Source organism: Bacteroidetes bacterium SB0662_bin_6, from assembly GCA_009839485.1.
Classification (GTDB): Bacteria; Bacteroidota; Rhodothermia; order Rhodothermales; family VXPQ01; genus VXPQ01.
On the sequence record VXPQ01000026.1, the window covers coordinates 24,848 to 37,256 of the forward strand.

The following is a 12,409-nucleotide window of genomic DNA, read 5'->3' on the forward strand; positions in this document are numbered from 1 at the left end:
CTGAACGAGATATGAATAAGCTCGCTTCGGATATGCGGGAGGCGAATCGCCCCGGCGGGCGGCTTGCGGATCGTACGGCGGTGGTGACCGGCGCGGCTTCAGGCATCGGCAAAGCCACGGCGGAGTTGTTTGTGCGGGAAGGCGCCTGCGTGGTCCTCCTGGATGTGAACGAGGAAGCGGGCGGGGCGCTGGCCGCCGACCTGGGGTCGTCTGCGGCTTTCTATGCCTGCGATGTGTCCGACGGGGAGGCCGTGCGCGAAACCTTCCGGGCTATCGCTGCGGATCTGGCCCCTGTAGATGTGCTGTTCAACAATGCCGGCGTGTCCCATGTCGGCACGGTGGCGACGACTGCCGAAGAGGATTTCGACCGGGTCTACCGGGTCAACGTGAAGGGCGTGTACCATTGCCTCCAGGCCGCAGTGCAGGGCATGTGCGGGCGGGGCGGGGCTATCGTGAACATGGCCTCGACGGTGTCCACCATCGGCATCCCGGATCGCTTTGCCTATTCGATGAGCAAGGGCGCCGTGCTGACCATGACCCTTTCCGTGGCCTGCGACTATCTGCAGGAGGGCATACGCTGCAACGCCATTGCTCCTGCCCGCATTCACACCCCGTTCGTGGACGGGTACCTTGCGAAAAACTATCCGGGCAGCGAGCAGGAAATGTATGACCGGCTGGCGGCCGCGCAGCCCATCGGAAGGATGGGCACGCCGGAAGAAGTGGCGGAACTGGTGCTGTACCTGTGCTCGGATGCTTCGGCATTCATTACCGGGGCGCTTTTTCCCATAGACGGGGGGACGATCCTGCTTCGCCCGTGATCTGCAATTATCGACACGAATCCATTAACCGATGCGACTTATTCGATTCGGTTCGCTCGGCGCCGAAAAGCCGGGCCTCCTGCTCCCGGACGGAACGCGCGTGGACGCCTCCGGCGTAGCCTACGACTACGACGAAGCATTCTTCGCCGGGGATGGCATTGCCCGGCTGCGCACATGGCTGGAGAAGGGCAAGGCCGCCGATGCGCCGCGCGTCGATGAAAGCGTGCGTCTTGCGCCGCCGGTAGCCCGTCCGAGCAAGATTATCTGCATCGGACTGAATTACCACAAGCATGCGCAGGAATCGAAGATGGCCGTGCCGGATGAACCGGTATTGTTCATGAAGGCGAGTTCGTCGCTCAGCGGGCCGTTCGATCCCATTATCCTGCCGCGCGGTTCGAGAAAAACCGACTGGGAAGTCGAACTGGCCGTGATCATCGGACGCCGGGCGAAGTATGTAGCGGAAAGCGAGGCGCTGGAGTACGTAGCGGGGTATTCGATTATGAACGACGTTTCCGAGCGGGCATACCAGATCGAGCGGGGCGGGCAGTGGGTGAAGGGCAAGAGTTGCGACACCTTTTCTCCGCTCGGCCCGGCACTCGTCACCCCGGACGAGATTGCGGATGTACACGATCTGGATATGCGGCTTGCGGTCAACGGAGAGGAGATGCAGCGCAGTTCGACGGCGGATATGATCTTTTCCGTTCCTTTCCTCGTAAGCTACGTGAGCCGTTTCATGACGCTGCTTCCGGGAGATATTCTTTCCACCGGTACGCCGGAGGGAGTCGGGCTGGGCATGACGCCCCCGAGATATCTGCGGGTGGGCTATGTGGTGGATCTGGAAATCGAGCGACTGGGAGCAATGCGGCAGGAAGCGGCGCCGCCCTGGGCGCCTGTCGGCAGACCGTGGAATCCGGAAGCGGCGCAACCGCCTTCCTGATACCGATCCTATGGACGATCCCGGCCCTGTTATCCTGTTTGACGGCGAGTGCAACTTCTGCAACGCCACCGTTCGCTGGACCGCATCGCGGGAAAAGCACAAGCGGCTTCATTTTGCAAGCCTCCAATCCCGGGCGGCCCGCCGCATTATCGCCTTGGCCGACCCCGGAATCGATTTTGAAGCGCTTCCCGACAGCCTGGTGTTTGTGGACGAAGAAGGCGTCCATACCGATTCTACCGCCAACCTCCGCATCGCCCGGCACCTGCGTTTTCCCTGGTCCCTGCTGGTTCTCGCACAGATTATTCCCCGGCCGCTGCGGGACGCGGCCTATCGTTCTTTTGCCCGTAACCGCTATCGCTGGTTCGGTCGAAGCGATGCGTGCCCTGCCTCTCCGCCCGACTTTGCCGCTCGCTTTCTGGACACGGAAGAAGAACCGGGTGTGGATGACGCGTGACCGGGAAACCGGGATGTGCTGTGCTGCAAGGTCGCGGATACGGTACGCGCGCTTATTTTGCCTGTTTGTCCCGGCGGAATGGTGGAGCCAAGGGGAATCGAACCCCTGACCTCTACAATGCCATTGTAGCGCTCTACCAACTGAGCTATGGCCCCGGCATCGGCAATACGGCAGCGGGCAACTATTGTTTCCAGGCCGCTCCTCCCGGATACTCGTACCGGTCGAGCGAAGCCGGATGCATTTCGATGCTGTAGCCGGGGGCTTCCGGCACGACATAGTTTCCGTCCCTGATCGTGACGGGATGGACAAAATGCTCGTGCAGGTGATCCACATATTCCAGCACGCGGTGCTCCAGGTTTCCGCTCACCGCGACGTAATCGAAGATGGACAGGTGCTGTACGTACTCGCACAGGCCGACCCCTCCGGCATGGGGGCACACCGGGACGCCGCATTTTGCAGCCATGAGCAGCACGGCCAGCACCTCGTTCACGCCGCCCAGACGGCAGGCGTCGATCTGACACACGCCGATAGCGTCCGCCTGCAGGAATTGCTTGAACAGGACGCGGTTCTGGGCGTGTTCGCCGGTCGCCACGCGAATGGGACGCAGCGCCCGGGCGATGGCGGCATGGCCCAGCACGTCGTCCGGGCTGGTGGGCTCCTCGATCCAGTACGGATCGAACTCACGCAAGCGGTTCATATGGCGAATCGCCTCGTCCACATCCCAGTACTGGTTCGCATCCATCATAAGGATGCCGTCTTTCCCGATCTCTTCCCGGATGATGCGCGCCCGCCGCCGGTCGTCCTCGATATTTGCGCCGACCTTCTGTTTGAAGCGGGTCCACCCCTGGGCAACGCCTTCGCGGCATAAATTGCGGAGCTTTTCGTCGGAGTAACCCAGCCATCCGGCGCTGGTCGTATAGGCGGGGTAGCCGTTCTTTTGCAAGTCGTCGAGCCGGGCGGCGCGGGAAGGCTCGAGCGCCCGCAGCATATCCGTTGCTTCCTCCGGCGTAATCAGGTCGGTGACGTACCGGAATTCGATACACGCCACCAGCGTTTCCACAGGCATATCCAGCAGATACCGCCACAGCGGTTTTTCGTCGCAGCGGGCCATCAGGTCCCATACGGCATTGGAAATGGCCGCCGTGGCAAGGTGGATCACTCCCTTTTCCGGTCCCAGCCACCGCATCTGGCTGTCTGACGTCAGGCGCCGCCAGAATCCCAGCATGTCTTCGCGGATTTCGTCGAGCGTCAGCCCTTCGACAAGCGGGGCAAAGGCCCGGATCATCGCGACCACGATCTCCGTCCCGCGCCCGCAGGTGAACGCAAGGCCGTTGCCTTCGAGACCGTCCTGATCGGTTTGGAGGGTAACGTATGCGGCGGAGTAATCGGGATCGACATTCACCGCATCCGATCCGTCCAGCATCCGTGAGGTGGGAAACCGGATATCCCGGGCTTCTACATGGGTAATGCGCATGGAGCAAGAGGGGAATGTGCTGTTTGCGAGGGGTACGATATGGGCGATTCCGGGCTTCGGTTCCCTCAATTTTTGCAATGAGCGAATGGACACAGGATAAGTGAAGGATTAGTGAAGAAAACATTGATATGTATGTGTTTTTCATGTATCATGGAGGCGTACAGACCGCAGAGGGTGCATACCTTCATTGCTACTGTACCTGTACCTGTGCTTCAAGAACTTATCAGGTGCATTTCTCTCTCATGCACGGCGCTTGTGCTTGGTGGGGTGGAAGGGTAAACACAGTGAAGAAATGGGGCATGCGTTTGGGGCTTGCTGGTCGCTATACGACCCCAGGTGTCCGCATGGCGTGTGTCCTTGCCGTCGCATTGCTTGTCTGCATGTCGTCGGCGCAGGCTCAGGTCATTGAGGAAGGGGGATTTCCCGTCAAGGGTCAGAATATCTCCGGGGACTCTTTTTCGTTGTCCTGTCCGCTTCGCCTTGTTGCCCGGGCGGGTGCATCCATTCCGTTTTCGTGTGCTGCGGAGGGCATATCCGAAGAGGTCGTTCACTACCGTTGGGAGGCGGTCTCTGGCGATGATCTTCGTCTTTTGAGCGATGCGCAGTCGCAGGCGCCATTCTTTACGGCCCCTGTATCGGGAGGCAGGGAATATACATACCGGTTGACGGCGATGGCTTCGGGCGTGTACCGGACCGCGACGGTGACGGTCACGGTACAGGGCGCTTCGGGAGAAACGGTTGGAACACCCGGCTTGCAGGATGAATGTGACCCTTTGGCGATTCCTGACGAGCCCGGGCAAGGTTGCGTGCCGTGGGAGAGGGAGCCGGAGCCTTTCGGATATGGCCCGGAGTCGGAAGGGGGCTTTCTTTTTCCGGAAGTGTCCGGCCTGCCTGATCGGGAAGGCGGACTCGATAGTCAGTCGCCTCCCCGCCTGGAGTGCCCTGCGGCGGTGTTTCTGGACGAATTGGAGACGGGCGCCATCGAGTGCCTCGTATCGGACGCATCGGGAGAAGAGTATCTGGAATACGCATGGGAGCCCGTGGGCAGCACCACGCGGGACTATCTGGACAATCCCCGGTTGATTCCCGAGGACAGTCCGACGCCGTCGGTGATTGCTCCGGAGGCGCCCGTGTACGAGACGCTGGAATCGTTCCGTTCGGGGGAGACCACGTTTCGTTATCGCTACCGTTTGACGGCGGCCTCCCACGTGACGGGTCTTTCCTCGTCCTCGGAGGTGGAGGTATTCGTATCGAGCAGCCGTCCGAGCGTGTACTGTCCGCTGGAGGTTGTGGTGGAAGAGGGCGAGACGGTTCCGCTCAATTGCGAGGGGGTGGATCCGCTATCGCTTCGCATGGACTACGATGAGGACGCCGCGTCGGTACTGTGGGAATGGGAGGGTCTTTGGGGCACGAGCACGGCGCCTCTTGCCGCGACGGAGTTGTCCTCTCCCTTGTTTACGGCGCCGCCCGGCAGCGTAGGCAAGGAATACCATTACATTGCGAGCATGACGACGTCGGCTTCGGGCGCGCCGCGGACGGCGAGAAGAAGGGTGACGATCCGGGTGGTCGAAGGCAGGGAGGGTGCGCAGGCCGCCGGGGACGCTGTGGCGCTGGCGAACAGGGGAAGGGCTCCTTCCATCGACTGCGAAGACAAAACGTTGCCTGATGTAGTCCCTTATTTCGGGACGCCTTATACCTATGACTTCGTGTGTTCGGTGACGGACGAGCCGGATGACCCCACCTATCTCTGGGAAGGTACGCAGGCGAATAGGTTGACCAGGACGGACGCGCTCCAAACGACGTTGAACGTTTGGGACATCACGACGAACAACAAGAATCAGCAAACGCAGGATTTCACTTTCACAGTCACGCTGTCGGCCCCGGATCTGGATGATGACGTTACGGGAACCGTTACGATCACGCTGGAAGAAAGCCAGATCATCTGCTGGATCACCGACACCTCGAAACTTCAGCCTTACTATGAAATCGACGTCGACGAAGGTGGCAGTAACGAGGAGCTTACGACCTGCGAAGGGGGCATAACCTCTTTGGACGGGGGGCCCTATGAGTACAGATGGCACTCCTCCGTCCCGCCTGCGTCGGGAAATCTTTCGTCGCTGTTGACCAATAGGAATCAACAGACTTCAGAGTTCATACCCCCCGACGATGTGCCGCGTGACATACAGTACAACATTAGTGTTTATGTAACCAGGCCGTCCGAGCCCCGGAACCCGATTAATTACGATGCGACAAGTTTTCGTGTTACGGTAGAGAATCTCGATCCGGTGGACTGCCCTGCGGAGTACGCCGTGTATGAAGGAGATCCTGCCTTTACGCTCGACTGTACGGATAAGGGGACGCTGAGCGGCGTTACCTGGCAGTGGAGCCCCACAACCCATCTGACGAATACCGGCCGGGTCAACCCAACGTTCACCCCGCCGGCTGATGTGCCCTTGGGGGGCGAGCAATACAGATACACAGTAAGGGCAATGGTGAGCGGCGTCGATAGGGGAGGGTCTGAAGTGGCAGTGCGTGTGCGGCGCAGAACCCGACTCTCTGTTTTCTGCTCCCCATCGTCCTATCGGGTATTTGAGGGGGCAGGCACTATTCAGTTGGATTGTGAGGGTCAGGGCGTCGCCGGGGGAAACTATAATTTCGTGTGGACGCCGCGTGGCAGTACAACCAACACGGATCTTCTGAACCCGTCACAGCACAGGGGAAACAGATCGACCCCCGTGTTCTCTGTGCCGGAGGAAGTGGATAGCGACCAGACGTACGAGTACACGGTGACCGCATCGCTGGGAAATGCGAGGGACGGTTCGGCGGACGTTACGGTGACGGTGCTGAACAAGCCGTCGTTGGGACTGGTGTGTACGTCTCCCCCTCCGGTGTACGAGGGGGATCCGGACTTCGATCTGGACTGCACGGCCTCGAATGCTCCGGTGGGTTCCGACTATGAATACGAATGGACGGGACGCGGCAGTACTGTGGTCCCGGGTAGATTGAACAGCACGACCATTGAGGATCCGACGTTCAGGGTGCCGGACAATGTGGACAGCGACGAGACGTACGAATACAGGCTGAAGGTAAGCGCCGACAATGCAGAACCTGATTCGGCGGATGTTACGGTGACGGTGCGGAACAAGGCGGAGATAACGGTCACGTGCACAGATCATTCCCCCGAGGTGTATGAGGGGGCGGCCGACATTACGCTGAACTGCTCGGCTACGGGTGTGCCTCAGGGTACCACACCCGACTACGAATGGACGGCGGGGAATGCATTGGACCTGTCGCTTTTGAGTAACAAGGATGTGGCTTCGCCGACATTCTATGTGCCGGACAATGTGGACAGCGACAAGACCTATGCGTACACGCTGACCGTCTCTGCGCAGGGTGTGCATGATGAGACAGCCAACGTGACGGTGACGGTGCTGAACAAGCTCCCGATAACGGTCACGTGCACGGATTCTTCCCCCGAGGTGTACGAGGGGGCGGCCGACATTACGCTGAACTGTTCGGCTTCGGGCGGGCCTTCGGGTGCTACCTACAACTACGTGTGGACGGGACGGAGCGGTACCGTGGTCCCGGGCAGGTTGAGCAGTGCGACCGTCAGGAATCCGACGTTCGATGTGCCGGCTGATGTGGCCGGCGACGAGACCTACGAGTACACGCTGACCGTCACGGCGGACAATGCGGAGGACGGCGCCGCCGACGTGACCGTGACGGTGCTTGACAAGAAACCGCTGAATGTGGCATGCGCAACGCCTGCTCCGGTGTTTGAGGGTGCGCCGGACTTCGCTCTGGATTGCACGGCGTCGGGGGAACCTCCGGGTTCCACCATCCAATACGCCTGGACGTCGCGCGGCAATACGCCGAACACGGACAGGTTGAGCAGTACGACGGTTGAGGATCCGACGTTCGACGTGCCGGCGAGCGTGCCCGCGGAAGAAACGTACGAGTACACGCTTACGGTATCGGCCGAGAATGCGATAGACGCCGCGGCCGGGGTAACGGTGAGGGTGCTTAAACTCGGATCCATTGCCCTCATTTGCGAATCGCCTCCCCTGGTGTACGAGGGGGCGGAAGATTTCGCTCTGGACTGCTCGGTTTCAGGGGGTACGGGGAATACCGACTATACGTACGCGTGGACGGCCAGAGGCGAGACGCAGGGCACATCGCTGCTCAGCAACGTGAACATTGCTTCACCGACGTTCCGGGTGCCTGACAGTATAACCGAAACGACGACATACGAGTACCTGTTGACGGCGAGCGCGCAGGGGGTGCGAGACGCGACGGCGCCGGTTTCGGTGACGGTGCTCAACCGCGCTACGCTGGATATCGACTGCGTATCTCCCCTTTCAGTGTACGAAGGTTCGGCGGACTTCGCGCTGGACTGCACGGCTTCGGGTGCGCCTGAGGGCTCCACCGGCTACGAGTACATCTGGACGGCGCGGGGCAGTACGGCGAACACGAACCTGCTCTCGGATGTGACGCTCCTTACCCCGACCTTCCGTGTGCCGGATAGGCTGGACGAGACGACGAGGTACGAGTACCTTTTGACGGTCAGTGCGGAGAATTCGGATGACGGTTCGGCGGCGGTGACGGTGACAGTGCTCGACTACGGCGCCTTAAGCGTGGTATGTGCGGATCCGCCTTTGGTATTTGCGGGCTCGGAGAACTTCGATCTGGGTTGCGAGGCGTCGGGTGCTCCGGAGGGTTCCGAATACACGTATGTCTGGGCGGCGCGGGGCTCGACGCCGAACACGGATCTTTTGATAGACGGCACGGACGGCCCCACACCGACGTTTGCAGTACCGGCGGAGGTGGATGAGATAACGACGTACGAGTACCTTTTGACGGTCAGTGCGGATAGGGTGGATGACGGTTCGGCGGAGGTGACGGTGACGGTGCTTAAAGAGGGTGAGATACACGTGGCATGCGTGGATCCGCCTTCGGTCTATGAGGGCTCGGCAGACTTTGAACTGGACTGCTCGGCTTTGGGCGCTCCGGAGGGTTTTTCCTACGAATACGCATGGACGGCGCGCGGCAGTACGGTGAACACGGACCTGCTTTCGGATGTGAATTCTCTTACTCCCACATTCCTTGTGCCGGATGACTTGCCCGGGACCACTACCTACGAGTACCTGCTGACGGTCTCGGCGGAGAATTCGGATGACGGTTCGGCGGAGGTCACGGTGACGGTTTTGAACAGGGAAGTGCTGACCCTGACGTGCGTGGAACACCGTTCCGTATACGAAGGATCGGAGGACTTCGAGATGGATTGTTCGGCTTCGGGCACACGTTCACCCTCCGGGTACACGTACATCTGGACGCCGTCGGGCGATACGCAGGATACGTCGCTGCTCAGTGCGACGGACATTGCTTCGCCGACCTTCTACGTCCCCGATGATCTCGACGAAACGACGACATACGAGTATCTGCTGACAGTCTCGGCGGAAAATGCGATTTCCGACGCAAGGGAGGTGTCGGTGACGGTGCTGAACAAGCCTGCACTTGCGGTGGTATGCGCGGATCCCGGCTCGGTATACGAGGGCTCGGAAGACCTTGCGTTCGATTGCTCGGCCTCGGGCGCTCCGGGAGACAATCCTCAGTACACATATGCCTGGACGGGTCGGGGCGATACGCAGGGCACGGCCTTGCTTAGCGCAACGGACATTGCTTCGCCGACCTTCTACGTGCCGGAGGATCTGGATGCGACGACGGAATACGAGTACCTGCTGACGGTCTCAGCGGAGAATGCCGTGGATGCGATGGCAGAGGTGACCGTGACCGTGCTTGACATTCCACCGCTTGCTTTCACGGACGATTCGATAGACGGTCGGGTATTCATCTTTACGGTAGGCGAGGCCATTGCGGATATTCTTCTTCCGGAAGCCACAGGCGGTTGGCTCCCGTATACCTATACGCTCGCGCCGGTCTTGCCTCCGGGACTTGAATTTGACGATCCGACGCGGACGATCTCCGGGACGCCTTTGGAGATAAGTTCCCGGTCTGAATACACCTGGCAGGTTGTCGACGCCAAAGCGCAGGCAGTGCAGATTGCGTTCTTCATAGAGGTGGTGCCTGTGCCCGTGGCGGAATTGCTGTCTCTTGGCGTAACGATAAGCGCGTCGTCTCTGGATTTCGGCGTGCAGTCGGCGGACACCGAAGTGTCGCTCGATCCGATGACCGATCGGATATCGACCTACATATCAGGTCCCTACCACAGGGGCCGCATGACGCTTGCGCCGGATGGTAGCGAACCCCTTGATGAGAACGGAGAGATGAACCTCTCCATTGAGCTGGTCTCCCCGGTCGTGCTCAAACGTCGGGATGCTGTCGAGCCATCTTCGCTCGTGCTTACGCCCGGTTGGTCCCTTGCAGCCTCGTGCGAGCAGCTCTCATCTCAGACGGTAGGGGGTCTGTATACGGAGGTGGCGCTATCGGAGGACGACTGCCGGCTGCTTCGTTTCGGCGGCGAACTGGACCTTACGGGCGCGCCTTCGGGGCAGTATGCGGGGAATATGGACCTCATTCTGCGTTCGGGCGAGCGCGAGGAGACGTTCTCGGTGGAGGTGTCGGTGACGGTCGTTCCCGCACAGCGTGTGATCACGATAGGTCCGGGCGGGGTGCGCTTCAGCACATCGCGCGAGCTTCCTGCGGGCTTGACCGAGGAACAGAACCTGAGCATCTACCCCGATGTGGCGTTTTTGACCGAGGAGAAGCCCCACGGGGTGTTCGAGCTTTCGAATCCGTCGCTCGTTCCACTGGAGGTATCCGTGTCGGCCCGTTTCGGGCATACGGAGGCGACGGAGAATGGGCGGGAGATAGTGGTAGAGGATGTGTCGGCATCTCGTCTTGGCGATTTGTCGTCCGTGGTGGACATCCATCCGGGGATGCTGGTGCTGATGCCCGGCGAGAAGGGCCTTATTCGTTACGGGGTCGAAGAGGAAGCGCATGCGGCGATGGCCGAGCAGGGCTACGCGGCGTTCTTCGACGTTGTGTCCGTTCCACGTCAGTACGCAGATCTGGATCAAATGCCCGAGGAGGTTACAGGGGACCGCACGGCCCGTGTGACGATGCGTGTTCCTGGAGTGTACGTACCTGGAGAAGGGGCCTCGCAGCTTAGGGCTCGGCTGCTATCGATCTCGTATGTGGGTACGATGTCGGCGACGTTCCTGTTGGAGACGCTGGATCATCCGTTTGTAGGCGAGGTGGTGGCCTACGACGGGGACGGTCGTGAGTTGGGCCGACGCGAGACGCTGGTGCATACGCGCAGCCGCGTACGTATCCCGTTGGATCGCATGCCGGAAGAAAGGTCTGTGTTTTTGCGTTTTGAGCCCCGTGGATCGGGCCGGGCGCCTTTGCCGACATCGGTTGAGTGGAATGCGCCGCGTAGAGACATAGGCGATGCGGGAGACAAAGCCCGCACAGGGCCCCCGGCAACGCTTGTCCGGAAACCGTGAGGGGTTGCTCATGAAGCATGCGGGGCACAGCCGGATGCGTCTGGTGCGGTATATTCTGTCGGCGTTTGCCTTTTCGGGGCTGCTCTTCGCATCTTCGGTGCACGCTCAGGTGATTCGGGAAGAGGGTTTTCCGCAAAAGGGCGGTGTTGCGGAGGAATCGGTCAGGGCGCCCGTTGTGCAAGAGGAGTGCGATCCTTTTACGGTTCCTGACAAGTTTGGTGAAAGTTGCGTGCCGCGGGAGAAGGAGCCGGATCCTTTAGGGTTCGATCCGGAAGCACCCGGCGTTTCGGATCGTCCGTCACCTGGGTTTGCGGCGCCTCCTCGCCTCGAATGTCCGGTGGCGGTGTTTCTGGAGGAGTTGGAGACGGGACAAGTCGAGTGTCACGCATGGGATGCTTCGGGGGAGGAATACCTTGATTATTTCTGGGAGCCTGTAGGCAGTACGACACGGGACTATCTGGACAATCCTCGTTTAGTCCCGGAGGACAGTCCTCATCCGTTTGTGATCGCTCCGGAGGCGCCGGCGTACGAGACGCTGGAGTCGTTCCGTTCGGGGGAAACGACGTTTCGTTACCGGTACCGGTTGACAGCTACTTCCCGCGTGACGGGTTTGTCGTCACATGAGGAGGTGGAGGTGTACGTATCGAGCAGCCGTCCGAGCGTGTATTGTCCGTTGGAGGTGGTGGTGGAAGAGGGCGATACGGTCACGCTCGATTGCGAGGGGGTGGACCCGCTGTCTTTCCGCATGGACTACGAGGACGAAGCGGCGGTGCTATGGGAGTGGGAAGGTTTATGGGGCACGAGTACAGAGCCTCTTGCTGCGACGGAGCAGTCCTCTCCCTTGTTTACGGCGCCGCCCGGCAGTGCGGGCAAGGAGTACCATTACATTGCAAGCATGACGTCGTCGGCTTCGGCCGCGCCCCGCACGGCGCGGCGGAGGGTAACGGTGAGGGTCGCTGATACGGAGGGAGCGACACAGGCTGCAGCAGCCGGTTTGGCGCTGGCGAACAAGGGAAGTGCCCCTGGCATCACGTGCAATGATGCCGAGATATACGAAGCCGCGGCTGATTTCACGCTGGACTGTTCGGTGACGGATGAGCCTTCCGGTGCTACGTACGCGTGGACGGCTCGCGGCAGTACGTCGGGTACGAGCGAGCTAAGCAGTACGACCGTTCTGAAACCGACATTTTCCGTACCGGACGATATAGATGAGTCGGGCGGAGCGGATAAGGACTACGAATACACGGTGACGATGACGGC

General features: G+C 60.5%; 6 protein-coding genes and 1 tRNA gene. 5 read left to right on the plus strand and 2 right to left on the minus strand.

Annotated features, from left to right (window positions below):
* The first annotated feature begins 32 nt into the window (after positions 1 to 32).
* Genes F4Y00_04380 through F4Y00_04390 form a run of 3 tightly spaced genes read left to right on the plus strand, consistent with a single transcriptional unit; the run spans position 33 to position 2,209 of the window.
* The gene (locus F4Y00_04380; protein MYE04191.1) at positions 33 to 818 is read left to right on the plus strand and encodes an SDR family oxidoreductase; all 786 of its coding nucleotides are present in this window, start codon (positions 33 to 35) and stop codon (positions 816 to 818) included.
* Positions 819 to 849: 31 nt separating this feature from the next.
* Positions 850 to 1,755, plus strand: a complete 906-nt coding sequence (locus F4Y00_04385) for a fumarylacetoacetate hydrolase family protein (GenBank protein MYE04192.1) — start codon at positions 850 to 852, stop codon at positions 1,753 to 1,755.
* Positions 1,756 to 1,765: 10 nt separating this feature from the next.
* A complete protein-coding gene (locus F4Y00_04390) occupies positions 1,766 to 2,209 on the plus strand; it encodes a DUF393 domain-containing protein (protein MYE04193.1) in 444 nt (147 codons plus the stop codon).
* A gap of 79 nt (positions 2,210 to 2,288) precedes the next feature.
* Here the strand turns inward: F4Y00_04390 and F4Y00_04395 are convergent.
* Together F4Y00_04395 and F4Y00_04400 are read right to left on the minus strand one after the other, a co-directional pair.
* A tRNA-Ala gene (locus F4Y00_04395) sits at positions 2,289 to 2,364 on the minus strand.
* Positions 2,365 to 2,390: 26 nt separating this feature from the next.
* Positions 2,391 to 3,683 carry a fuconate dehydratase gene (locus tag F4Y00_04400; GenBank protein MYE04194.1) on the minus strand — a complete coding sequence of 431 codons (1,293 nt, stop codon included), beginning with the start codon at positions 3,681 to 3,683 and terminating at the stop codon, positions 2,391 to 2,393.
* Between the two features lie 344 nt (positions 3,684 to 4,027).
* On the opposite strand from F4Y00_04400, the gene F4Y00_04405 reads away from it, so the two are divergent.
* Positions 4,028 to 11,149: a hypothetical protein gene (locus tag F4Y00_04405; GenBank protein ID MYE04195.1), complete on the plus strand. Its 7,122-nt coding sequence runs from the start codon at positions 4,028 to 4,030 to the stop codon at positions 11,147 to 11,149.
* A 10-nt stretch (positions 11,150 to 11,159) separates the two neighbouring features.
* On the plus strand, positions 11,160 to 12,409 hold a 1,250-nt coding region (locus tag F4Y00_04410; GenBank protein ID MYE04196.1), incomplete at its 3' end, for a hypothetical protein.